26 protein-coding genes and 1 pseudogene are annotated in these 23,767 nt (G+C 64.1%); 12 read left to right on the top strand and 15 right to left on the bottom strand.

Annotation, left to right across the window (positions count from 1 at the left end; all coding sequences use genetic code 11):
• Positions 1–137 precede the first annotated feature (137 nt).
• From B4L76_RS12735 to ureG, 8 genes are read left to right on the top strand one after another with little or no spacing between them, the layout of a single operon-like run.
• A complete protein-coding gene (locus B4L76_RS12735; RefSeq protein ID WP_296232925.1) occupies positions 138–971 on the top strand; it encodes an urease accessory protein UreD in 834 nt (277 codons plus the stop codon).
• Between the two features lie 9 nt (positions 972–980).
• On the top strand, positions 981–1,283 hold the full coding sequence (locus B4L76_RS12730; protein WP_186674355.1) for an urease subunit gamma: 303 nt from the start codon (positions 981–983) through the stop codon (positions 1,281–1,283).
• Between the two features lie 19 nt (positions 1,284–1,302).
• Positions 1,303–1,620 carry an urease subunit beta gene (locus B4L76_RS12725; protein WP_296232924.1) on the top strand — a complete coding sequence of 106 codons (318 nt, stop codon included), beginning with the start codon at positions 1,303–1,305 and terminating at the stop codon, positions 1,618–1,620.
• Positions 1,617–3,320 carry an urease subunit alpha gene (gene ureC, locus B4L76_RS12720; RefSeq protein WP_296232923.1) on the top strand — a complete coding sequence of 568 codons (1,704 nt, stop codon included), beginning with the start codon at positions 1,617–1,619 and terminating at the stop codon, positions 3,318–3,320. Before B4L76_RS12725 ends, ureC begins: the two co-directional genes overlap by 4 nt.
• 10 nt (positions 3,321–3,330) lie before the next feature.
• Positions 3,331–3,840 (top strand): urease accessory protein UreE, encoded by a 510-nt coding sequence (gene ureE / locus B4L76_RS12715; protein WP_296232922.1) that lies wholly within the window; start codon positions 3,331–3,333, stop codon positions 3,838–3,840.
• Between the two features lie 17 nt (positions 3,841–3,857).
• Positions 3,858–4,403 carry a HupE/UreJ family protein gene (locus tag B4L76_RS12710; RefSeq protein ID WP_296232921.1) on the top strand — a complete coding sequence of 182 codons (546 nt, stop codon included), beginning with the start codon at positions 3,858–3,860 and terminating at the stop codon, positions 4,401–4,403.
• On the top strand, positions 4,403–5,077 hold the full coding sequence (locus B4L76_RS12705; RefSeq protein ID WP_296232920.1) for an urease accessory protein UreF: 675 nt from the start codon (positions 4,403–4,405) through the stop codon (positions 5,075–5,077). Before B4L76_RS12710 ends, B4L76_RS12705 begins: the two co-directional genes overlap by 1 nt.
• A gap of 11 nt (positions 5,078–5,088) precedes the next feature.
• Complete coding sequence (gene ureG / locus B4L76_RS12700) at positions 5,089–5,712, top strand: urease accessory protein UreG (RefSeq protein WP_296232919.1); 624 nt, start codon at positions 5,089–5,091, stop codon at positions 5,710–5,712.
• Between the two features lie 69 nt (positions 5,713–5,781).
• Here ureG and B4L76_RS12695 read toward each other — a convergent pair whose 3' ends face one another.
• From B4L76_RS12695 to B4L76_RS24340, 12 genes and pseudogenes are all read right to left on the bottom strand, one after another.
• A complete protein-coding gene (locus tag B4L76_RS12695) occupies positions 5,782–6,510 on the bottom strand; it encodes a DUF899 domain-containing protein (protein WP_296232918.1) in 729 nt (242 codons plus the stop codon).
• Positions 6,511–6,605: 95 nt separating this feature from the next.
• Positions 6,606–8,807 carry an LTA synthase family protein gene (locus tag B4L76_RS12690; protein ID WP_296232917.1) on the bottom strand — a complete coding sequence of 734 codons (2,202 nt, stop codon included), beginning with the start codon at positions 8,805–8,807 and terminating at the stop codon, positions 6,606–6,608.
• Positions 8,808–8,942: 135 nt separating this feature from the next.
• Positions 8,943–10,223, bottom strand: coding sequence for a hypothetical protein (locus tag B4L76_RS12685; RefSeq protein WP_296232916.1), 1,281 nt, complete (start codon positions 10,221–10,223; stop codon positions 8,943–8,945).
• A gap of 46 nt (positions 10,224–10,269) precedes the next feature.
• Complete coding sequence (locus tag B4L76_RS12680; protein ID WP_296232914.1) at positions 10,270–11,022, bottom strand: hypothetical protein; 753 nt, start codon at positions 11,020–11,022, stop codon at positions 10,270–10,272.
• Between the two features lie 45 nt (positions 11,023–11,067).
• Positions 11,068–11,748: a C39 family peptidase gene (locus B4L76_RS12675; protein ID WP_296232913.1), complete on the bottom strand. Its 681-nt coding sequence runs from the start codon at positions 11,746–11,748 to the stop codon at positions 11,068–11,070.
• Between the two features lie 62 nt (positions 11,749–11,810).
• Complete coding sequence (locus B4L76_RS12670; protein WP_296232912.1) at positions 11,811–13,262, bottom strand: heme utilization protein; 1,452 nt, start codon at positions 13,260–13,262, stop codon at positions 11,811–11,813.
• Between the two features lie 50 nt (positions 13,263–13,312).
• Entirely contained in the window at positions 13,313–13,891 is a 579-nt protein-coding gene (locus B4L76_RS12665; protein ID WP_296232911.1) for an adhesin, read from the bottom strand.
• Between the two features lies 1 nt (position 13,892).
• Positions 13,893–14,330 (bottom strand): hypothetical protein, encoded by a 438-nt coding sequence (locus tag B4L76_RS12660; RefSeq protein ID WP_296232910.1) that lies wholly within the window; start codon positions 14,328–14,330, stop codon positions 13,893–13,895.
• A 297-nt stretch (positions 14,331–14,627) separates the two neighbouring features.
• On the bottom strand, positions 14,628–15,197 hold the full coding sequence (locus tag B4L76_RS12655; protein ID WP_296232909.1) for an AAA family ATPase: 570 nt from the start codon (positions 15,195–15,197) through the stop codon (positions 14,628–14,630).
• On the bottom strand, positions 15,194–15,760 hold the full coding sequence (gene pnuC / locus B4L76_RS12650; RefSeq protein ID WP_296232908.1) for a nicotinamide riboside transporter PnuC: 567 nt from the start codon (positions 15,758–15,760) through the stop codon (positions 15,194–15,196). The genes B4L76_RS12655 and pnuC overlap by 4 nt, the downstream gene beginning before the upstream one ends.
• Before the next feature lie 113 nt (positions 15,761–15,873).
• Positions 15,874–16,608, bottom strand: a complete 735-nt coding sequence (locus tag B4L76_RS24345) for a methyl-accepting chemotaxis protein (protein ID WP_414707190.1) — start codon at positions 16,606–16,608, stop codon at positions 15,874–15,876.
• 138 nt (positions 16,609–16,746) lie between these two features.
• Positions 16,747–17,418, bottom strand: a pseudogene (locus tag B4L76_RS24340) (cache domain-containing protein); the annotation flags it as partial.
• A gap of 387 nt (positions 17,419–17,805) precedes the next feature.
• Between B4L76_RS24340 and B4L76_RS12640 the strand changes: the two are divergent.
• Positions 17,806–18,636 (top strand): undecaprenyl-diphosphate phosphatase, encoded by an 831-nt coding sequence (locus B4L76_RS12640; protein WP_296233185.1) that lies wholly within the window; start codon positions 17,806–17,808, stop codon positions 18,634–18,636.
• Entirely contained in the window at positions 18,629–19,042 is a 414-nt protein-coding gene (locus B4L76_RS12635; RefSeq protein WP_296232906.1) for a DUF1294 domain-containing protein, read from the top strand. Before B4L76_RS12640 ends, B4L76_RS12635 begins: the two co-directional genes overlap by 8 nt.
• On the opposite strand, the gene B4L76_RS12630 is transcribed toward B4L76_RS12635, so the two are convergent.
• Together B4L76_RS12630 and B4L76_RS12625 are read right to left on the bottom strand one after the other, a co-directional pair.
• Positions 19,024–19,410 (bottom strand): MmcQ/YjbR family DNA-binding protein, encoded by a 387-nt coding sequence (locus tag B4L76_RS12630; RefSeq protein WP_296232905.1) that lies wholly within the window; start codon positions 19,408–19,410, stop codon positions 19,024–19,026. The two genes, B4L76_RS12635 and B4L76_RS12630, sit on opposite strands and share 19 nt — an antisense overlap.
• The gene (locus tag B4L76_RS12625) at positions 19,403–20,305 is read right to left on the bottom strand and encodes a LysR substrate-binding domain-containing protein (protein ID WP_296232904.1); all 903 of its coding nucleotides are present in this window, start codon (positions 20,303–20,305) and stop codon (positions 19,403–19,405) included. Before B4L76_RS12625 ends, B4L76_RS12630 begins: the two co-directional genes overlap by 8 nt.
• Positions 20,306–20,437: 132 nt before the next feature.
• Here B4L76_RS12625 and B4L76_RS12620 point away from each other — a divergent pair, with 132 nt between their 5' ends.
• A complete protein-coding gene (locus tag B4L76_RS12620; protein WP_296232903.1) occupies positions 20,438–21,049 on the top strand; it encodes an FMN-dependent NADH-azoreductase in 612 nt (203 codons plus the stop codon).
• A gap of 159 nt (positions 21,050–21,208) precedes the next feature.
• Here the strand turns inward: B4L76_RS12620 and B4L76_RS12615 are convergent, their stop codons facing one another.
• A complete protein-coding gene (locus tag B4L76_RS12615; protein WP_296232902.1) occupies positions 21,209–22,606 on the bottom strand; it encodes a purine-cytosine permease family protein in 1,398 nt (465 codons plus the stop codon).
• Between the two features lie 234 nt (positions 22,607–22,840).
• Between B4L76_RS12615 and B4L76_RS12610 the strand changes: the two genes are divergently transcribed.
• Positions 22,841–23,725 (top strand): EamA family transporter, encoded by an 885-nt coding sequence (locus B4L76_RS12610; RefSeq protein ID WP_296232901.1) that lies wholly within the window; start codon positions 22,841–22,843, stop codon positions 23,723–23,725.
• Positions 23,726–23,767 lie beyond the last annotated feature (42 nt).

Here is a 23,767-nt window from a genome sequence, read left to right as displayed (position 1 = left end):
GTTCACCTGCGAAGTTGGCCCACAACCTGCTATATCCAGCCTGCGAATTTGATCGAGTGGTCAGGCCGCGCGCGCCCCAGGCGTGCATGCCTGACCCTCTAAACGGCCAGCAGGCCACGGATTTCAGGGGCCGCAGGATGTCGCTCGCGGAGCAGATCGAACAAACACTAGACGACACTGGCTGGAGCGCCTACCTGCAGTTGCGCTTCGTCAGGCGCGACACGGTGACCCGCCTTGGTGCGTGGCGGCATTCCGGACCTCTTCTGGTGCAGCGGCCTTTCTATCCGGAAGGTGCGCCGTGCCATGTCTACGTGCTGCACCCACCCGGCGGCATCGTCGGCGGCGACCGCCTGGAACTGGACATCCAGCTGGAGCCGGGCAGCCACGCGCTGCTGACCATGCCCGGCGCGAGCAAGTTCTACCGCAGCATCGGCCCGACCGCGCGGCTGGCCCAGCGCTTTCACCTGGCCGCCGGCAGCACCCTGGAGTGGCTGCCGCAGGACAGCATATTCTTCTCCGGCGCCCGCGCCAGCCTCGACAGCCGTTTCATCCTCGAGCCGGGGGCACGCCTGCTGGCCTGGGAAACCCTATGTCTGGGGCGCCCGGTGATGAGCGAGCGTTTTGACCAAGGTGCCGTCGACAGCCGCCTGCACATCGAACTGCCCGACGAAGTGGGCCTGCACGAGCGCCTGCGTGTCGAAGGCGGGCGCCTGGAGAAGCTTGGCGGGCACCCGCTGCTGGCCACCTTTTGCGCTGCACCTGCCGACCAGGCCGTCCTGGGGCAGGTTCGCCCGCTGCTCGAACAACTGGGCAACCCGGCCGGCGCGACCCTGCTCGGGTCGTTGCTGGTGATACGTCTGCTCGACCATGACAACCAACACCTGCAACGCACCCTGCAACGCCTGTGGCATGTGCTGCGCCCGGCTGTCCTTGGCCTGCCTGCCTGCCCCCCGCGTATCTGGGCCACCTGAGAGAGCGCCATGGAGCTTACCCCGAGAGAGAAAGACAAACTGCTGCTGTTTACCGCCGCGTTGCTGGCGGAGCGGCGCCTGGCCCGTGGCTTGAAGCTCAACTACCCGGAAGCGGTAGCGCTGATCAGTGCCGCAGTGCTCGAAGGCGCTCGCGATGGCCGCAGCGTAGCCGAACTGATGAGCCTGGGGCGCGAAGTGCTGACCCGTGAGCAGGTGATGCCGGGCATTGCCGAAATGCTCCACGACGTGCAGGTCGAAGCGACCTTCCCGGATGGCACCAAGCTGGTGACCGTGCATGACCCCATCGTCTGAAATAGCCAAGGAGCCCTGCATGATCCCAGGTGAAATCCAGGTCGCCGACGGCGACATCGAGCTGAACAGCGGCCGCGCGACGGTCAGCGTCAGCGTGGCCAACCATGGCGACCGGCCGGTGCAGGTCGGCTCGCACTATCACTTTTATGAAGTCAACCAGGCGCTGGTGTTCGACCGCGCGCCGACCCTGGGCTTTCGCCTGGACATTGCCGCCGGCACCGCGGTGCGCTTCGAGCCGGGGCAGGCGCGCACCGTGCAACTGGTGGCCTACGCCGGCAAGCGCGAGGTATTTGGTTTCCAGGGCAAGGTGATGGGTGCGCTGGAGGGCAAGGCATGAGCCGTATTTCACGCCGGGCCTATGCCGACATGTTCGGCCCCACCGTGGGCGACCGCGTGCGCCTGGCCGACACCGCGCTGTGGGTCGAGGTCGAGCAGGATTTCACGGTCTATGGCGAAGAGGTCAAGTTCGGTGGCGGCAAGGTCATCCGCGACGGCATGGGGCAGGGCCAGATGCTGGCTGCCGAGGCCATGGACCTGGTGCTGACCAACGCCCTGATCATTGACCACTGGGGTATCGTCAAAGCCGATATCGGTATCAAGCGCGGGCGCATCGCGGTGATCGGCAAGGCTGGCAACCCCGATGTGCAGCCGGGCGTCACTGTGCCGGTGGGGCCGGGTACCGAGGTGATCGCGGCCGAAGGCAAGATCGTCACCGCAGGCGGCGTCGATTCACATATCCACTTCATCTGCCCGCAGCAAGTGGACGAGGCGCTGAACAGCGGCGTGACCACCTTCATTGGCGGTGGCACCGGCCCAGCCACCGGCACCAACGCCACCACTTGTACCCCCGGCCCCTGGTACCTGGCGCGCATGCTCCAGGCCGCCGACAGCCTGCCGATCAACATCGGCTTGCTCGGCAAGGGCAATGCTTCGCGGCCCGAAGCGCTGCGCGAGCAGATAGCCGCCGGCGCCGTGGGCCTGAAACTGCACGAAGACTGGGGCTCGACACCGGCGGCCATCGACTGCTGCCTGGGGGTTGCCGAGGAAATGGACATCCAGGTGGCGATTCACACCGACACACTGAACGAATCCGGCTGCATTGAAGACACCCTGGCGGCGATCGGCGAACGCACCATCCATACCTTCCACACCGAAGGGGCTGGCGGCGGGCATGCGCCGGACATCATCCGCGCGGCGGGGCAGGCCAACGTGTTGCCGTCCTCGACCAACCCGACCCTGCCGTACACGGTCAATACCGTGGACGAGCACCTGGACATGCTCATGGTCTGCCACCACCTGGACCCGAGCATCGCCGAGGACGTGGCCTTTGCCGAGTCGCGCATCCGCCGCGAGACCATTGCCGCAGAAGACATCCTGCACGACATGGGCGCCTTTGCCATGACGTCCTCCGACTCACAGGCCATGGGCAGGGTGGGCGAGGTGGTGCTGCGTACCTGGCAGGTCGCCCACCAGATGAAGCTGCGCCGTGGGCCACTGGCGCCGGACACCAGCTACAGCGATAACTTCCGGGTCAAGCGCTACATCGCCAAGTACACCATCAACCCGGCGCTGACCCATGGCATCGGCCATGAAGTGGGCTCGGTGGAAGCGGGCAAGCTGGCCGACCTGGTGCTGTGGTCGCCGGCATTCTTTGCGGTCAAGCCGGCGCTGGTGATCAAGGGTGGGATGATCGTCACCGCCCCCATGGGCGACATCAACGGCTCCATTCCCACGCCACAACCGGTGCACTACCGGCCGATGTTCGGCGCCCTGGGCGCGGCGCGGCATGCCACGCGCATGACCTTCCTGCCGCAGGCGGCGATGGACCGCGGCCTGGCCGAGCAACTCAACCTGCGCAGCCTGATCGGCGTGGCGCAGGGCTGCCGTCGGGTGCGCAAGCCCGACATGCTCCACAACACCCTGCAACCGCTGATCGAAGTCGACGCGCAGACCTACCAGGTGCGTGCCGATGGCGAACTGCTGGTGTGCGAGCCGGCCCGCGAACTGCCGCTGGCCCAGCGCTATTTCCTGTTCTGAAGGAGGAACGATGATTGTCTTGACCCGCCGAATCAACGACCCCGGCACGCACGGCGAAACCGGCAGCGTCACCCTTGATGTGGACAGCCGGATCAAGAGCCGCCTGCGGGTAACCCTCGACGATGGCCGCGAAGCCGGGCTGATGCTTGAGCGCGGCCACCTGCTACGCGGCGGCGAACTGCTGGGCGACGCCGAGGGCACCCAGCTGATCCGCGTGCTGGCGGCGCCGGAGGCTGTGTCCACGGTGCGCTGCGCCGACCCGCACCTGCTGGCGCGCGCTGCCTATCACCTGGGCAACCGCCATGTGCCGTTGCAGATCGAACCCGGCCTGTTGCGCTTCCAGCACGACCATGTGCTCGACGACATGCTGCGTGGCCTGGGCCTGACGGTGGAGGCCGAGCAAGCGCCGTTCGAGCCGGAGGCGGGGGCCTATCAGAGCGCATCGCATAACCATAGTCATGGCCATAGCCATGGTCATGCGCACGATCACCCGTTCGTGCGCTTGCCCGCCCATTCCTGAACTGCCTGGAGCAACCAATGAAAAAGACGTTCGCCCTGTTTCTGCTGATGCTGGCGCTGCCGGCTTTCGCCCACCCGGGCCACGACAGCCAGCCGCTTCAGGATGGCTTGCTGCACCCGCTGACCGGTCTTGACCACCTGCTGATGTTGCTCGGCACCGGCGTACTTGCCGCGTTGACCCGGCGCAGCCTGGCGCTGCCTGCGGCTACCCTGGTGGCCATGTTCGGCGGTGCGCTGTGTGGTCATCTGTTCGGCGACGTATTGGGCATGGAAACCCTGATCGCCGTGTCGCTGCTGGTGGCTGCAGCGGCCGTGTTGCTACCCGCTCGGCAACTGCTGCTGGCCATGGCCATGCCGGTGTTCGCCCTGTTCCATGGCTGGGCCCATGGCGTGGAAGCGACGCCAAGCGCGTTCTGGCAGTTCAGCGCCGGCTTTGTCGCCGTCAGCGGGTTGCTGCTGGCGGTCGGCTTTGCCGTCGGTTGCCTGTTGCGCCGCCACAGCGGCTTGCAGAAAGCCTTTGGCGGTGGCCTGCTGGCCGGCGCCGCACTGGTACTGGCCGGTTGATGGACAGCGACCTGGCGTTGCTGCGCCTGCTGCAGCTGGCCAGCCCGGGCTTGCCGGTGGGCGGCTTCACCTACTCGCAAGGCCTGGAGTGGGCGGTCGAGGCGGGTTGGGTCCGGGGCGTGGACGGTTTCGCCGCATGGCAGCGTGAACAGATCGACGACACCCTGGCCGGCCTCGACTGGCCGGTACTGGCCCGCCTGTATCGCGCCTGCCAGGCCGAGGACGCCCTGGCCTTCGGCCACTGGAGCCGGTTCCTGCTGGCCAACCGCGAAACCGCCGAGCTGCGCCTGGAAGAACAGCAACGCGGTGCGGCGTTGGCACGGCTGCTCGACGGCTGGCAGCTGGGCCAGGATCCAGCCTGGCGTGCCAGCCTTGAGCTTACCCAGCTGGGCGGCATGGCCTGGCTGGCCGCGCACTGGGCAATCCCGCTGCGCCAATTGGCCTTGGGCCATGCCTTTGCCTGGTTGGAGGGCGCGGTAATGGCCGGGGTCAAGCTGGTGCCGTTCGGCCAGCAGGCTGCCCAGACCTTGCTACGCGAACTGGGCGCAGGCTTGCCGGCCGCCCTTGACCAGGCCTTGGCCCTGGGCGATGACCAGCTCGGCAGTGGCTTGCCGATGTTGGCCATTGCCTCGTCGCGTCACGAAACCCAATACACCCGTTTGTTCCGCTCTTGAGGACTGCCTGCATGCAAAGCTATCAACAACCCCTGCGCGTCGGTGTCGGCGGCCCGGTCGGCTCCGGCAAGACCGCATTGCTCGAGGCCTTGTGCAAGGCCATGCGTGACCACTACCAGATCGCGGTAGTGACCAACGACATCTACACCAAGGAAGACCAGCGCATCCTTACCGAAGCCGGTGCCCTCGAGCCGGAGCGCATTGTCGGCGTGGAAACCGGCGGCTGCCCGCACACGGCGATACGTGAGGACGCCTCGATGAACCTGGCGGCGGTCGAAGCACTGGCGCGCAGGTTTGGCAACCTGGAGGTGATTTTCGTCGAAAGTGGCGGTGACAACCTCAGCGCCACGTTCAGCCCGGAGCTGGCCGACCTGACTATCTACGTGATCGACGTGGCTGAGGGCGAGAAGATACCGCGCAAGGGTGGCCCCGGGATCACCAAGTCGGACTTCCTGGTCATCAACAAGACCGACCTGGCGCCTTATGTGGGCGCCTCGCTGGAGGTGATGGCGCGCGATACCCAGCGCATGCGCCCGCAGCGGCCGTGGACCTTCAGTAACCTCAAGAAGGGCGAGGGGCTGCAGGCGGTGATCGATTTCATCGTCGAGCGCGGCATGCTGGGCGTGCGCGCGTGATGTGACAGCTTGTAGGGGCGACCTCGTGTCGCGCAAGGCCGCTCCTGCCAGCGCTGCGCTCGGCTTGGGTCATTCGTGGCAGCAATGGCCTGGCTCTGCCTGCCCTTGATAGCGGTCATGGTGCCGTACCCAGTCCATGGTCCCGCCTTCGTTGCGCCCCAGTGGCGCGATGTCGAGGAAGTTGTAGGTATTGACCAGGATATCCAGCCCGCGCGCATAGGTGGAGTAGGTGTGGTACACACTGCCATCCGGCTCCCGGTAGAACGCGCTCAGCCCGGGCAACTCGCTTTCCTCACCGTCATACGGCGCGTAGTTGTACTGGCGCTGGCCTTCGCGGCCAACACTCACCCCGAAGTCTTCGTTGAAGCTGCTGCCGTGTGCTGAATACCAGGCAAAACGCCAGCCCATGCGCTGGCGGAACGCCTGGAATTGCGCATACGGTGCCCGCGACACTGCTACCAGCGACACGTCATGGTGCGCCAGGTGCAGGTTGGCGCCATCAAAATGGTCGGCGAGGAACGAGCAGCCGGGGCAGCCTTCGGTCCAGCCCTCTGCGAACATGAAGTGGTAGATCAACAGCTGGCTGCGACCGGCAAACAGGCCAGCCAGGTCCAGTTCGCCATCGGGCCCTTGGAAGCGATAGTCCTGCTCGACCTTTACCCAGGGCAAGGCGCGACGCGCTGCGGCCAGCGCGTCGCGGTGGTGGGTAAAGGCCTTTTCGTGCAGCCACAGCTGCTGGCGGGCCGCCAGCCACTGGCTGCGGGAAACCACCGGGTGCCTGCTTTCGCTGGTGCTCATGGTGCTGTCTCCGCTCTAGGGGTTCACACACTGGTCGAGCACCGGTGGCCAGAATCGACAGGCAATACTGGCAGCCCGATGAGCGGCATCGTCAGTCATCCCGAATGGGCAATATGCCCGTCGGCCATTTCCTCCGTGACGTCATCTTCGCCGGGCAGCGCAGTAACCACGCTGAAGTCGCTCACTTCCACCTGGCCACCGCCATAGCCCAGCAAGTGGAAGGAAAACGCCTTGCGTGCGGTCGGGTTGTCAAAGCCGAACTCCATTTCCAATGGCTCATCGGCGGTGACTTTCATCTGCTCAGGCAAGCCCAGCGGGACGTCCTGTTCCGACTGCTTGGCCTTGAGCTGGATATAGGCGGCGCGCTTTGGGTCCAGCGAGCGTACCTTGACCCGCACGCGGGTGTGCGTGCCCTCGGGCATTTCCAGGTACTGCGCACCGATCAGGTTGTCAGCCCAGTCATCCTGGATACGCTTGCGCAGGCGGATCGGCGATGGGCCACCGAACTGGTAGCGCAGGTTCAGCGGTGTGTGTTGCAGGGATTGGTCGAGCACCCCGGCCAGCGCTGCGATCTGCTGGCCGATCAGGCTGTCGCCCGGGCCAAGGTAGCGTGCCCGGTCGGCGATGAAACCCTCGCTGGCATAACGCCGGCAGCGCTGCTGGAAGTCACATTCGGTGAACACACCTTGGCCGTCGTGATAGCGCAGCATGCTGTTGGTGTACGAGATCATTTCGCGACCGCTGTCATAGTCGCGGTACAGCGAGCGCCCACCCAGCGCCATGGGAATGGGCAGGGCAAAGTAGTCCAGCAGCGAGGTCGCCAGGTCGACATGGCCGTAGGTGCCACGCTTGATCCGTGGCAACTGCGCCTGATCAGGCGCCAGGGTGAGGTTGAAGCCCCACGACGAGGCCAGGCGCACGCCATCGATGCCATGGGATTCATCGGAGGTGATCACCACCAGGGTATCCTTGAGCACGCCTTGGCGCTCGAGGCTGTCGAGGAAGGCACCCAGCGCGTCATCGAGGTAGGCGACGGCCGCCTGTTTCGGTGTGTCGTAGCGCTCGAGGTATTTGTCAGGTGCCGAGTACGGCTGGTGGGTGCCCACGGTGAGCAGGGTCAGCATCCAGGGCTTGTCCTGTTTCTGCAACTGGTCGACATAGCCCAGCGCACCTTCGAAGAAGGCCCGGTCGTCCTTGCCCCAGGGAAACTCCAGGTAGTTGCTGTTGCGGAACCATTCAACGCCATGCACTGCATCAAAGCCGATGTGCGGCATGATGCGGTCCTTGGCCATGAAACGCAGGCCGGCCCCCTGCAGGTAGTGAGTGGTGAAGCCGGCCTGGCGCAGCTGCGCCGGCAGGCAGGCCTGGTTGCGTTCGTTCTGGGTCAGCAGCTCGACCCCCTTGGGCGTGCCGTTGGCCAGCTTGTCGTAATCACCACAAAGCATGGCATAGAGGCCACGGATGGTCTGATGGGTATGCAGCACGTAGTCCGGGGTGTTCATGCCGCGTTCGGCCCACTGGCTGAGCCTGGGCATCAGCTCTGTGTCGAAGCGGCTATGCAGGGCCTGGCGGTTAGGCCGCAGGTAGGCACCGGGGATACCTTCCACGGTGATTAGCAGCAGGTTGCGGGCCGTGCCCGGCCCGGCGAGCAGGCGCTGGCCATGCAGGTCGGATTGGGTCAGGCCACTGCTGGCCAGCGGCGTGAAGGTTTGGGTCTGGCCCGTCCAGCCCTCGACGTGGCGCTGCAGATCGCCGGCGGCGGCCGACATCAGTTGATGGGGGAGGTTGTACAGCCGCCATTGCTCGGCGTCGGCAGGCGCCAGGTGTTGGCTGCCCCAATGGCCAGCGATCAGCAGCAGCGGAATGGCCCAGGCCTTGCGTGGCAGCGGCTGGCTGGGTTGGTTGCGGTGGCGCCAGGTGCTGGCCAGCCAGGCCAGCAGGCCGATGCCCAGCGCCCAGGGCAGCCAGGCATGGGCCAGGCCACCGCCAGTCGAATTCTCCATGAACTGCGGGTCGGCCAGGTAGGCCAGGTCGGCGCTGGTAGGCAACCTGCCTACCGCGCTCACCAGTTCAGCCGAGGCCACCCACAAGGCGGCCCATGCCAGCAGCACGGGTAAGGCCAGCCACCAGGGCCGGCGGTGCAGCAGCAATACCAGCAGGCTGCCGAGGGCCATGTCGGACAGGTAACCGAGCGGGTTGGACCAACCCAGCATGGCGCGCGTACCCAGTGGGATCACCAGGACCAGAGTTGCCAGTGCGGCAAGCCGGGTAGGTAGGTGGTCTGACAGGTTCTTCACAAAAAATTCCCTTTTGCCATCAAAACGTCATACATCTGTGCTGGATGATAACAGCCTGGGCCAGGGAACACGTTTCGCTACACGGCTGGTAACCAAAGTCCGGGCCGCGCGCACCGGCCCGGACAATGGCAAGTATCAGAAGTAGTAGGGGAATTTCAGGCTGAAGGAAAAGTCTGGCGCATCGTCGGTCAGACCGATGGACAGGTTGGGCACGATGGTCAGGTTGTCGGTGGCGGCGAAGGTCATGCCGATGTTGAAGTTGGCGGCGTTGTAGTCGCTGTTGGAGATCGACTGCCAGTCGCCGCCATCCGGTTTGATCTTGCTCTTGCTGGCGAACTGGTCGGACACCGAGAACGACATGCTCATCTTCTCGTTGAGGGCAAAGGCGATACCGCCGCCGATCTGCCACGAGTTGCCCAGCTTTACGTCACCCGGGACTTTGCTGTTGACCTGCGGGCTGATGTCGCTGAACGAGTCTTGCATGTTGTAGGTGTAGGACAGGCTGCCGAACAGCACGGCGGGGTCGAAGGTCTTGACCAGCGAGATGCCCGGGGTGATCGCCCAGACGCCGTTGCCGGTCGGCAGGCTCTCGGGTACCGACAGGTTGTCGTTGCCGGGCACTTCGCGCAGCTTGATGCCATACGGGTCCTTGCCGGTCGGGGCCTTGATGCGCAGGGTTGCCACGGCATCGGGCCAGGTCTCGTCTTCGTCGAGGAACTTGTAGGCGATGCCGACGTTGATATCGCCGATTTCCGGGTCGCGCGTCACGGTTTCATCCGAAGTGCTCGCCCCGGCACCACCCGCACCACCGGAGGAGTAGGTGGACTGGCGGTAGACCACCGGGACGTTGATATCAAACTGCCAACGTTGGTCCAGGTTGTAGCGCGCTGTCATGTCCAGGGTCCAGTTGTCGGCCTTGATCCGGTCGAGGTTGATACTGCCCAGGAAAATCGAGTCCAGCGCCAGGAAACCGTTGAGCACCAGCGCCCGGGTGTCGTAGTGGGTATAGGTAAGACCGGTTTCGAAGCTGAACTTGCCACCGCCAAAAAAGCCGCTGGCCTCGTCATACAGGTTGGATACACTCTGCGCCGGCTCGGAATCGGCCGTCAGCGCCTGGCCGTACGAACTGCCGGTGGTACCCGGCGCGCCGGAGGCGACGGTTTGCCCGCCTTTGACCCCTTCGGCAGGGGATTTGACAAGGCGTTTTGGCGGGGGCGCTGCAGGGGTTTCCTCAACCTGGCGCACGCGCTGCTCCAGCACCATCAGCGCTTGCTGCTGGGCTTCGTAGCGGCGCTTCAATTCGATAAGTTCCTGCTTGAGGGCCTCGACCTCTGGGTCGGCAGCTGCATAGAGGAAGGTGGCCGGGGCCAGGCTGGTCAAACATACAAAAGCTTTGAGCGTTAACGATCGGTGCATGGAATTGCCGTCCCTGCCGACTACTTTTGATGGAACTGAGCGTAGATCAATATCCAAAAGTACGAAGACCTTTCAGCTGGTCGAGGCTGCCGTTCAGCGAAGCCGCTGTCGGCACGCTTTCGCGCATGACCACGTTGAGTGAGGTGATGTTGTTGACGCGGTTGCCGCTGCCCAGCAGCGTCGAGTTCTGCATCAGGCCGCCCTGGGCCAGGCGCTGCATGCTGCTACCCTGGTTATTGCTGGCGTTGATGGTGAACTGCACACCCATACCGCTGGCGGAAACGCTAAGCGCACCTGCGCCGTTTTCGCCGGTCAGCGTCTGGCCGGTGCCCAGCGCCTGGCCCTGCGGTTGCGCGGTGGGCGCCTGGCTGGCCTTGGTCACATTGATGTCGACGTTGTTGTAGGCGGTATTGTTGTCGCCCGCCGCGCGGACCACCTGGGTGACACCCTCGGTGGTGGCAAGCCCGGCACCACCCGTCACGGTACCATTGCCGGCAGCAGGGGCCCCGGCTGACGCCGTGCCGCCGCCTTGTTCGTCGATCATCGACACATAGAATTGCGGCTTGATGGTCGACTGCTGTACCTGCAGGGTGCTGGTCGCGCCGATCACGTCGCCATGGGCATTCTGCCAGGTGCTGGTCATGACGATGCCGAAACTGACGATGCGCCCCGGCATCACATAACGGCCACGCAAACTCGCCAGCTCATGGTCCTTCAGTTCGACGGGCCTGAAGGATTCGGCCTGGATGGGCAGGCTGGCTGTCAGACACGCCATGGCCAGCCACAATGGATTCCTCATGCTTGCTCCCCGGAGCGTCAATGCCCCTTGTCGTTCGACGAGTCGTTAGAAGAAATCGCTCTTGATGAAACCGAAGTCCAGCAGCTCGGCATCCTGCACCGGGGTGAAGTCGTTCACCCGGCCCTTGGCGGTCAGTGGCAGGGGCGGGTCGAGCAAGACGTTGTTCTTGTCGTAGCCTTGGCCGATCACGGCGAAGATGATGCCGTTCCAGCCTTTGAGAAAATCGTCGACCTTGTAGCGTTTGTGGCCCAGCACCGGGTCACCGACATACACCCAGCCCTTGTCGACTTTCTGCATGACCACGAAGTGTTTGTAGCCGCGTACATCCATCAGTACCACGACCGGGATGCGCACGCTGTGCAGGGTCTCGGGCGCCACCCGGTAGCCGCGGGCACGCATGCCGAGGCTTTCCACGTAGCGTTTCATGTCGAGCATCGAGAAGCCTTGCGTGCGCACCAGGTCCTGGTCGGCGTGGGCCAGCATGCCTTCGATGATCTGTTGCTCGTCCACATCCAGCCAGTAAGCCTGGCGCAGGATGGTGGCCAGGGCGGCGGCGCCGCAGCTGAAGTCGGTTTTCTGTTGCACCAGGTCGGCAAACTTGCGCTCGCGCACACTCTGGACGGGTTTGAATACCACCGCGCCGCCCGGCAGGACGGACAGCGGCATTTGTGCAGCCTCGCTCACGCTGGCCAGGCACAGCAGACACGCCAAGGCGATAATACGCATGATCGGATGCCTTCCCTTCGTCTTCTGGAAAGGCCCCCCGAAGGGGGCCTCAAGCACAGCGATCAGAACGAGGTGTTGGAAATGGCCAGCGAGTTGCTTTGCTGGTTGCCCACCCCAGCCGCCACGTTCACGCCCAGGTTGCCGCTGCCGCCATTCACCGAACCGCTAAGGGTTGCAGTGTTGGTGACAGGGTTGGCCCAGCCGGTCGGGGTCAGCACTTGGAAGGACACGGTATTGCTCAAGTCGTAGGCACTGCTTTCGCTGTAGCTCTTCGACACGTCGTTCGAAGATTGCGACGACTTCTCGCCAGACTTTTCAAACGCCGATTCCGATGCATTGGCATACGACGACTCGTGGGCCTTTTCATACGAAGAGTCGCGAGACTTCTCGTAGCTCGATTGCCGAGTCTTGTCGTACGACGAATCGAATGCCTTCTCGAACGATGCGTCATAGGCGCTTTCCTGCGAGCGGTCGACGTCCACGTTGAGCGAGGCATTGAGCGAGGCATCGAAGCTGTCGGTGCGGGTGCGCTCGCGGCGGCCGTCATCGGTGCTCAGGGTACGGGTAGCATCAGCTGCAGCGGCCAGGGTGGCGCTCAGGCTGGAACTGCTCGACGAACTGGCGTTGCCGGCCATCGAGCCACTGGCGTTCCAGCTGTTGGAGCCGCTGGCAGTGGCGCTGTGCGACCCGCTGGCGTTGGTGCTGCTCGAGCCACTGGAGCTCCAGCCATTGGAGCCGCTGGAGCTGGCGCTTTGCGAGCCGGCCACGCTGAAGCTCGAGGAAGCACTGCGGTCGTCGGTCGAGTTGAACGTGCCCTCACGCGAGCTGGAACCACTCTTGCTGGTGGTGAAGGTCAGCGTGTCCACGCGGTAGGTGCGGTCGGCGCCGTTGTTGACCACCAGCCCCGGGCCGTTCTGCTCGGCCGAGGCGGTGGCAGTGGCATTGCCCAGCGGAGCACCCGTGTTGGCGATGGCCATGGTGTTCTTCTGCTGGTTCAGGTCGCCACCGGCGATGTTGACGCCGACGTTGCCCTCTGCGCCATCGGCCGAGCCGGTCATCACTGCCGAGTTCTGCGTGGACCAGTTGTCGACGCGGTTGTTGTTGCTGAACTGGCGAACGTCAGCGGTGGCTTCGGCGGTACCGAACACGAAGCTGTTATCCAGGCTGGACTCGGACGATGCGTTGGCAATGGCCGCGGCATTGTCCTGCTGGTTACCGTTACCGGCTGCCACGTTGACCCCCACGTTGCCGCTGGCACCGGTGGCCGAGCTGCTCATCTCGGCTTCGTTGACGGTGCCTTGGTTGGTGATGGTGTTGCCGGTGCTGCGCTGGCTGTCAATGGCGTTGGCAGTGGCAAACACAGGGATCCTGGTGGGAGGAGGCGTGTGCTGCCCGTTATTGTGGTGACCGTTGTGGTGCCCGCCACTCCGGCCGTTCTGTTCAGCTTGTACAGCAACAGCCATGACCGCAGCAATTGCGAAAACCAGAGGCTTGATTGCCATCGAGGGTTTCATGGTGATTCTCCGTACGTTATCAGGTTAAGTGTCGTTCTTGACTGAACGGGTCAATCCGCGACCCGGATGCTCAGGGTGTTGGCCATGCGGTTTCCCACCCCGGCACTCTGGTTCAACTGGATCACGCCACGGCTACCGGTGAAGGCCTGGTCACTGGTGGTGACCTGGCGATGGCCAGTTGGCGTGTCAATTGGACCGGAGCTGTTGAGCAGCGCCACGTTCTGCTGCAGGAGGACGCTGTCATCGATGCTTTGCGGCTGGGCACCGACGCTGATGCTCAGTGCGTTCGCTTGCTGGGTATTGGCGCCGGCGCTCTGGTTGACCCCGAGGGCACCGCTGCCGTTGCTGAAGGCGTTGCCCTGGATAGCCGCGCCGGCATCCATTGCCGGGTTGGCGGGGGTACCCAGCCGTTGCCGTATCTGGGTGCTGGCGTGTGCTTCAGGCCCGACGGCAATGGCGCGCGCATTCGCCTGCTGTTGCTGGTCACCTGCGGCCTGGTTGACCGAGAGGTTGCCCTGGTAGCGGCTACCGGAGCTGTCGATGTCAGCGTGGTTGATCACGGGGACTGGCGATTGGGCGAGCGCCGAGGCACTGCACAGTGTGGCCAGGATCAGCAGGGAGGACTTCATGTCACTTGCCTCCCCCGGTCAGGATCTGCAGCGGGGCGAGGCCACGCTGCACGCTGGAGTTGACCATGTTGGCAATACCATTGCCGGAGCCTGTGCCACGCCCGCCGGACAGGTTGGGCAGTTGCGTCTGATTGCCGAGGTTGCCGCCGAGATGGTTGGTCTGCTGGGTGATCATGTTGCTGATGCCGGCGCCGCTGCTGATGTTGGCGAAGTCGCCATCGCTCAATTCATTGGTTTGCCTGAGGACGTGGGCAGACGGGTTGGCATTGACGGTGGTGGGGGACGGATCGGGGATCAGCGGCGGGACCGTCGCGTTACGCGTCTGCACGTCTCGGGTAATGATGATGATGCCCTTGTCTGCCTGCGCGGTCAGGCTCAACGAACCCAACACGCAGCCCAGCAACAGCAGGTGATGAAGGCCTTTGTCAGTTTTCCTCACGACGGCAACTCCTTCTGTGCGTGCTGGCCCCGCAGCGATGCGAACGGGAAAGCAGAAGGTGTGCCGCTTTTGGGAAAACGTTATGGATCAACAGGTTGGCGCGCGGGCGTGGCAAACTGCGGCGTGTTCTGTCTCAGCCGTGAAACAGGCAACTGCGGGGTCTATCGGCCAGGTCAAGGGGAGGCTTTGCGCGGGAAGGGATTTGCGCCGGTGTTTCAGCACGTTGACACTGGCGGCGGAACCGGGCAAGGCCCCCGCAGTTTCGGGAGCCTTGGCCCACCGCACTGTGTCGGCGGTTTAACACATGGTGGGGCTAGCTGGCGCATCGCTATCAATCAGACTAGCTACTGTTTGCAGAGCCAGCAACTGGCGCTGCGGCCAATCGCCCTCGATTATCTTGTACGCCTGGTGATGCCGCTGCAGCCAGTGCAGGCTGTCGTCGAAAAAGCGCTGGCGATCGCTCAGCGCTGGCTGGCTGCGTTGGCCATCAGCTACCCAGTCCACCCCTTGCGGACTCAGCAACAGGTGCAGGTGATACTTCCGCGCGAGCAACGCCGGCTCCAGCCATGCCGGGCAATCTCCGAACAGGGCCTGGCTCCAGAGCATGTTGCTGAGCAGGTGGGTATCCAGAATCAGCAGTGGCGGCGCCTTGGCACGGGCGCGGTCTTCCCACGCCAATTGGCCGCGGGCGATCGTGGGAATATCGGCGTAGCAGGTGTCGCGGCATTCCCGGTCAATGAAGTGGCGCACGTATTCGGCCACCACCACGCCGCCGAAATGCGTCTGGATCACGCCGCTGAGCCAGCTTTTACCACTGGATTCCGGGCCGCACAGCACCAGTACTTTCATCGCCTGGGCCGCGCTCATGGCTGTACCAGTGCCGGGTCGCGATGCCATTCCAGCCAGCCGCGCAAGGCAATGACGGTGAGCACGACGAAGAAGCCCGCCGTGAAGTACAGTTGTTGGTGCAGGTACTGGCCTACGTAGATGATGTCGACTGCCACCCACAGCGGCCAGCACTGCAGGCGTTTTTGTGCCATCCACCATTGCGCGACCAGGCTGAAGCCGGTCAGGCTGGCGTCCAGCCAGGGCAGGGCGGCGTCGGTCCAGTTGGCCATGGCAGCGCCCAGCGCGGCGCTCAGCAGCACCCCGGTGGCCAGGCCGGTAAGCAGCGCCGGGCGCTGCAGGCGCGACACCTGGCGGGCGTCTTCAGCATGGCCCGGGCGTTTCCATTGCCACCAGCCATACAACTGCAGGAGGGCGTAGGCCAGTTGCAGCAGCATGCCTGAATACAGCTTTACCTCGTAGAACAGCCAGCCATAGATCAGCACCATGACCAGGCCGATCGGCCAGCACCAGGCGTTCTGCTTGACCGTGAGCCAGACAGCGATGACGCCGAGGACGGCGGCGATGAGTTCAAGGCCGGACATCGGCGATCCTTGGAGAGACTATCGGAAAGAGCGGCGATTGTAGCGGGTCGGTTGGGCCAGGTGTAGGGCGTCGGGGCATTCGGGGCTGCTTTGCAGCCCCGGTATTCCTGACGTTACACCTTGAACTGCCGCAACAGCTGTTCCAGCTCTTCGCTCAACCGCCCCAGCGCCGCGCCGGCTTCGCTGGACTGCCGCGCCGCATCGGCGGTCTGTTGCGACAGGCCGGCGGTATCCAGCACGTTGCGGTTGATCTCCTCGACCACATGCGACTGCTGCAAGGTGGCGCTGGCAATCGAGGCGTTCAAGGCGGTGAGGTTGTTCAGCACCTGGTTGATGGCGTCCAGGCTGGCACCGGCTTCGCGGGCTTGCTCGACGGTCTGGCGCGAGGCCTCGCTGCTGGTGTCGATGGCCTTGACTGCAGCGTCCGACTGGCTTTGCAGGTGCTCGATCATGGTGTGGATCTCGGCCGTCGACTGCGCCGTGCGTTGCGCCAGCAGGCGCACTTCGTCGGCGACCACCGCAAAGCCTCGGCCTTGCTCGCCGGCCCGTGCCGCCTCGATGGCCGCGTTCAGCGCCAGCAGGTTGGTCTGCTCGGCGATGGAGCGGATCACGTCCAGCACGCCACCGATGCGTGTGCTGTGCCCGGCCAGGTCACGGATCACCTGCACGGCCTGGTCAATGGTCAGCGACAGCTGGTCGATCTGCGCCAGGCTGCCGTGGATGGCCTGCTGGCCGTGCGCCACCTGCTGCTGCGCAGTACGCATTTCCCCGGCCGCCTGCTCGGCGGTCTTGGCCACGTCCTGCACGGCGTAGGTGACCTCGTTGACGGCGGTCGCCACCTGGTCCATCTGCAGCGATTGCTGGGCGCTGTGCTGCTGTGCGGCACCGGCATTGTCACCCACATGCCCGGCCGACTGGGCGAGGGCATGGGCCGCCCCTTGCAACTGGCCGACCACACCTTGCAGCTTGCCGTTGAAGCGGTTGAAGTGCTCGCCCAGATAAGTGATTTCGTCGCGGCCGTGGGTGTCCAGGCGCCGGGTCAGGTCGCTTTCGCCGCTGGCTATGTTGCCCATGGCCTGCACTGCTTCCTGCAGCGGGCGGGCGATGCTGCGGGCAATCAGCATCACTACCAGCGCCATCAGCAGGGCAATGGCCAGGCCGACCAGCGAGGCGTCGCGCAACTGGCGGTTGAACTCGGCCTGCACGTCATCGACGTAGACGCCCGAGCCGATGATCCAGCCCCACGGCTTGAACAGCTGGATATACGAGGTCTTGGCCACTGGCTCGCTGGCACCGGGCTTGGGCCAGCGGTAGTTGACCGGCCCGGCATCCTGTTTGCGGGCCAGGGCGACCATCTCGTTGAACAACGCAAAGCCGTCGGGGTCGCGAATGCCTGACAGGTCCTGGCCGTCGAGCTTGGGGTTGGCCGGATGCATGATCATCTTCGGCCCCAGGTCGTTGATCCAGAAGTAGTCGTCATGGTCGTAGCGCAGCGCGCGCACCACTTGCAACGCCTGTTGCTGGGCCGCCTCGCGGCTGAGCGTGCCGGCCGTCTCCAGGCCTTGGTAATAAGCCAGTACGCCGGCGGCAGTCTGCACCACGTGGCGGGTCTTTTCCGCCTTGGCCTGGTACAGGTCGCCATGGATCTGGCGCAGCATCAGCAGGCCCAGCACCAGCAGCATGGCCACCGCGACCAGCAGGATCAGCCACAGGCGGCGGCTGATAGACATCGATCTCAGGGTTTTCATCCACAGCTCCCGCATTGTTCTTTTTATTCCGGTGCATCCAAGCATGCTTTCCGCCATGGCCCTACTCGACTAATGGCTAAGTGCTATGCGACTGATAGCCTGCAGCGGTCGTACGAGGCGATTGCAAAGGCGCTCTGCTAGGATGTCGGCCGCGCAAGATGAAACCTTTAGACGGGGCGAACTTTTCTGCTGGCATTGCGCCCAACAGACGCTGTAAAACAGCCAGGCCGCGCGCGGCAATTTCAAGCAAATCAAGAACAAGGGGCCTGCAACGAGCAGCGCCCCAGCGGGGGAATGATGGATTTTTGGACTGCCTTTCAGGCAATCATCTTGGGTGTGGTCGAAGGGCTGACGGAGTTTCTGCCGATATCCAGTACCGGTCACCAGATCATCGTCGCCGACCTGATCGGGTTTGCTGGCGAACGGGCCATGGCGTTCAACATCATCATCCAGCTGGCGGCGATCCTGGCGGTGGTGTGGGAGTTCCGGGGCAAGATTCTCGACGTGGTCTTCGGCCTGGCCAGCCAGCCGACGGCGCGGCGTTTCACCGGCAACCTGCTGCTGGCATTCCTGCCAGCAGTGGTGCTGGGCGTGCTGTTCGCCGACTTGATCCATGAATACCTGTTCAACCCGATCACTGTAGCGGCGGCATTGGTGGTGGGTGGGGTGATCATGCTCTGGGCCGAGCGTCGCCAGCACCGTGTGGAGGTCGACCACGTGGACGACATGCGCTGGAGCCATGCCCTGAAGATCGGCTTCATCCAGTGCCTGGCGATGATTCCGGGCACTTCGCGCTCCGGTTCGACGATTATCGGCGGCCTGCTGTTCGGCCTGTCGCGCAAGGCTGCCACCGAGTTTTCGTTCTTCCTGGCCATGCCGACCATGGTGGGGGCCGCGGTGTACTCTGGCTACAAGTACCGCGAACTGTTCCAGCCCGGCGACCTGCCGGTCTTTGCCCTTGGTTTCGTGACCTCGTTCATTTTCGCCATGATCGCAGTGCGTGCGCTGCTCAAGTTCATTGCCAACCACAGCTACGCGGCGTTTGCCTGGTATCGCATCGCCTTTGGCCTGTTGATTCTGGCGACCTGGCAGTTCGGCTGGGTTGACTGGGCGACGGCACATGGCTGAGGCAACAAGGGCAGCGCCGCGGGAGGGCGTACGCAAGGTGCGCCTGAAGCTGCTGCTGTTGGGCCTGCTGTGCCTGTTGCCAGGCCAGGGAGTGGCGCGCATGGCCTGGCTCGACCAAGCCTGGTGGTTGCTGGCGTTGTACCCGGCGATGAGCCTGATCAGCCTGCTGCTGTACTGGCAGGATAAACAACAGGCGCGCAGCCAAGCCTGGCGTACGCCGGAAAAGGTGCTGCATGGCAGTGAGCTGCTGGGTGGCTGGCCGGGGGCACTGCTGGCGCAGCAGCTGTTTCGGCACAAGACGCGCAAGGTCTCGTATCAGCTGGTGTGCTGGGGCATCGTGCTGCTGCACCAGGTGTTCTGGGCGCACTGGCTGTTTCTTGACGGGCGTTATCTAGCCTTTGGTTGATCGCAAGGATACAACAGCAACCCTGCCTGCAGCCGCTTGGGCAAGCGCCGCACCACCAGTTGGTGCGAGCGCCGCAGCAAATCACACAGTTCCTCGCGCGCCATCGGGTAGGGCGGCGCCATGCTGATCCAGCGTGCCCGCGCCAGATACGGCGCAGGCCGCACCCCCGGGCGGTCGCAGTAGCCGAGAAACAGCTCGTCGGCCACTTTGAACGACAACCCCGCGCCCGCCAGGTCGAGTACCGCGAACATCTTGTTGCCCGCCACCGAGAACACCCGGATGCCGCCCCATTTGCAGTCTTCCCGCGCCCCTGGCAGGCTCAGGCAGAACGCCGCCACCTCGGCTTCGCTCAGGCTTCGCTCAGACATACTGTTCTCCACAGGCCTCGAATGACGCCGCCAGATGGTCGATCCACACCCGTACCGCCGGCAGCAAACCCCGGCGGTGCGGGTACACCGCCTGCAGGTAGCCGCCCGGTAGCGACCAGTCCGGCAGCAGGCGCACCAGTTCGCCACGTTCCAGTTCTTCTTCGCAGAACATGCTGGGCAGTGCGGTAAACCCGAGGCCAGCCCGTACGGCTGCATTACGTACTACGAAATCATCGATGGCCAGCCGCGGTTCCAGGGCGATTTCCTGCCGTTTACCGTGGGGGCCGAACAGGCGAAAGTGTACCAGGCGGTCCGCTTCGGCGGCGCCCAGCACCGGTAACGAGGCCAGTTCGGCGGGTTCGCGGATGTGGTCGGCGAAACCCGGTGCGGCAACCAGCTGCATCTGTGCCTGGCGCAGGCGGCGGGTGACCAGGGCCGGGTCTTCATCGCCCAGGTCGCGTACCCGCAAAGCCACGTCGATGCCTTCGGAAATCAGGTCGACGCGGCGGTTGAGCAGCACCATGTCCAATTGCACCAGTGGATACTGCTCGAGAAAACGGCTGACGACATCCGGCAGGAACGCGTGGGCCAGCGCCACCGGGCAGGACACCCGCAAGCGCCCACGCGGCTCGCTGCTCATGCTGGCCACCGCTTCGTCGGCGGCTTCGGCCTCCAGCAGCATGGCCTGGCAGTGGTGCAGGTAGCGCTCGCCCACGGCGGTGAGCTTCAGTTGCCGGGTGGTGCGTTGCAACAGGCGGGTGCCCAGGCGTTCCTCAAGCTCGGCGATGCGCCGCGACAGGCGGGACTTGGGGATGCCCAGCTGGCGCCCGGCGGCTGCGAAACCACCGGCTTCGACCACGCGGGCAAAGTAGAAAAGGTCGTTGAGGTCTTGCATGGGAATGTCTCACTGTTCCATATGTGGGACAAACTAACGCATTTTCGAGGTCTTATCACTCATTGGCTACCCCGATAGGATTCTCCCATCCTGATCGCCCAACGCTGCGGTCGTCATTCACAGGAGAATCCCATGAAACTGTTGCATATCGATTCGAGCATCCTGGGCGACAATTCCGCCTCTCGCCAACTCAGCCGTGAAGTGGTCGACGCCTGGAAAGCGGCCGACCCGAGCGTGCAAGTGGTGTACCGTGACCTGGCCGCTGACGCCATCGCTCACTTCTCCGCTGCCACCCTGGTAGCGGCAGGCACCCCGGAAGACATGCGCGACGCAGCCCAGGCCTTCGAAGCCAGGCTGAGCGCGGAAACCCTGGCAGAGTTCCTTGCCGCGGATGCGGTGGTAATCGGTGCGCCAATGTACAACTTCACCGTGCCGACCCAGCTCAAGGCCTGGATCGACCGCGTTGCCGTTGCCGGCCAGACCTTCCGTTACACCGAGGCCGGCCCGGAAGGCCTGTGCGGCAACAAGAAAGTCGTGCTGGTGTCGACTGCCGGTGGCCTGCACGCTGGCCAGCCGACCGCTGCCGGGCATGAAGACTTCCTCAAGGTGTTCCTCGGCTTCATCGGTATCACCGACCTGGAAATCGTTCGCGCCCATGGCCTGGCCTACGGCCCTGAGCAGCGCAGCCAGGCGATCGACGCTGCCCAGGCGCAAATTGCCAACGAACTGTTCGTTGCTGCCTGAGTCAAGTACCAGACGCTGACGCTGTAGCAGCGACCTTGTGTCGCGAAAGGGCCGCCAAGCAGCCCCAGAGAACTCGGCGCTGACGCTGAAACTGGGGCCGCTTTGCGGCCTTTTCGCGATACGAGGCCGCTAGGTTGCTGCAGGCCGTGTCTGCGCGGTTCAGTGCGTCCCAGGCACGATCATCGACGCTGGCGCGTGGTGTGCCTGCTGACGCGCCACCAGGTAATAGAGCACGCTCGGCACTACCAGGCCGATCATCCACGATACATCCACGCCGCCCAGGTGCGCGACCATCGGCCCGGTGTACAGCTTGGTGTCGATGAACGGCATCTGTATCGCCACACCCACGGTGTAGACGACGATCCCGGGCCAGTTCCAGCGGCCATAGCGGCCTTGCGGGTCGGCGAGGGCAGGGATGTCGTAACGCTCCTTGGTGATGAAGTAGTAGTCGACCAGATTGACCGCACTCCAGGGCACGAAGAACGTCAGCAGGAACAGGATGAACGACTTGAACGCGCCGAGAAACGAATGCTGGCCAAGCAGGGCGAGCAAGGTGGCCGCACCGACGATAGCCAGTACGAACAGCAGGCGTTGTGCGCGGCTGACCACCAGGTGGCCACGGAAACCGCTGATGATGGTGGCGATGCACATGAAGCTGCCATAGGAATTGAGCGTCGAAATGGTCACCTTGCCGAAGGCGATGCAGAAATACAGCAGCGCTGCGGTGCCGCCGGCACCGCCCAGGCCAACGATGTAGGCCACTTCGCGACCGGAGAACTGGCCGCCGGCAATGGCGACGGCGAACACCCCGAGGACCATTGACGCCTGGGCGCCGATCACCGAGCCCAGGCCTGCGGCGAGGAAGGTCTTGAGTGGTGAGGTGCTGCTTGGCAGGTAGCGCGAGTAGTCGGCGACATACGGGCCGAAGGCGATCTGCCAGGATGCCGCCAGTGAGACGGCCAGCAGGAACGATGCCCAGCTGAAGTGGCGGTTGTCGAGCAACTGGCCGATGTCAGCCAACATCATGATACGGCTGAACAGGTAGACGAAGGCAATGATGCCCAGCACACTGGCGACTCTGCCGATCCAGTGGATTACCCGGTATCCGGCCAGGGTGGCGAGCACGATGACGCTGGCGAAGATCAGGATGCCGGTGCTGTCGCTGACGCTTAGCAGCTGGCCGATCGCCTGCCCGGAGAGCACCGTGCCGGTGGCAGTGAAGCCCAGGTACATCAGGCATACCAGTACCATCGGTATGGCCGCGCCGTAGACTCCGAACTGAACGCGGCTGGAAATCATCTGCGGCAACCCCAGGCGCGGGCCCTGTGCAGCATGCAGGGCCATGACCGCGCCGCCGATCAACTGGCCGAGCAGCAGGCCGATCAGCGACCAGAACACATCACCACCGAGCACCACGGCCAGTGCGCCGGTGACGATGGCAGTGATCTGCAAGTTGGCGCCCAGCCACAGGGTGAATTGGCTGTACACGCGGCCATGGCGCTCAGTTTCGGGTATGTAGTCGATCGAGCGCCGCTCGATTACGGGTTTGCTGGACATACGCTGCTCCGCTTCATTGTATTTGTCTTGGCGAGTCAGTCATCGGCGGCAGGCGAGGCCGATGATATCGCCAGCAATATCAGCATGTATATACAAGTAGGGTCAAGTGAAGTTGCCAAGGTAAAACAGTGCACTGTTGCGTAAGGTTGGGCAGCAACTGTGCTGGTTGCCGGTGGAGGAATGGCCTTATGCTGTAACGAAATATGTCTAGAACGCCTGGAAAAGGATAACGCAATGCCGCTCAAGGACCTGCTCATCGCCCTGGTGGTGATCGTTGCATGGGGAGTCAACTTCGTGGTCATCAAAGTTGGCCTCGATGGCTTGCCACCGATGCTGCTGGGGGCACTGCGCTTCCTGTTGGTGGCGTTCCCGGCGATACTGCTGATCAAGCGGCCGCAGTTGCCGTGGCGCTGGCTGTTCGCCTACGGTGCGACCATTTCCCTCGGCCAGTTCGCCTTCCTGTTCCAGGCCATGTACAGCGGCATGCCGCCAGGGCTGGCCTCGCTGATCCTGCAGTCGCAGGCCTTTTTCACCCTCGGTTTTGCCGCGCTGTTCCTCGGCGAGCGGCTGCGCCTGGCCAGCGTGCTAGGGCTGCTGGTGGCAGCCAGCGGCCTGGCGCTGATCGGCAGCGAAGACGGTGGCCATGTCCCGGTGCTGGCGCTGGTGCTGACCCTGTGCGGCGGCGCCATGTGGGGGCTGGGCAACATCATCACCCGGCGGTTTGGCTCGGTTGACCTGGTGGCACTGGTGATCTGGGGAGGGTTGATCCCGCCGCTGCCGTTCCTGGCCTTGTCCTGGTGGCTGGAGGGGCCGGAGCGCATCGGTCATGCCCTGGCGAATATCAGCTGGAGTTCGGTATTGGCCCTGGCTTACCTGGCGTTTGTCGCCACCATGCTGGGCTACAGCCTGTGGAGCAAGCTGCTGTCGCGCCACCCGGCAGGCAAGGTAGCGCCATTTTCCCTGTTGGTGCCGGTCATCGGCCTGAGCTCGTCGGCGTTGTTGCTGGGCGAGCGCCTGAGCGCAACCCAGGGCTGGGGGGCCTTGCTGGTGATGGCAGGGCTGCTGGTGAACGTGTTTGGCGCGCGCATCGGCCAGCGCTTGCGCGCGGTCAGTGCATGAAGGAAGGCCCTCGGGGCTGCTAGAATCGGGCTCTTTTGCCAG

Source organism: Pseudomonas sp. UBA4617 (assembly GCF_002386445.1).
Taxonomy (GTDB): Bacteria; Pseudomonadota; Gammaproteobacteria; order Pseudomonadales; family Pseudomonadaceae; genus Aquipseudomonas.
Note: the sequence above shows the minus strand (reverse complement) of the source record. Positions and strands in the feature narration are given on the sequence as shown.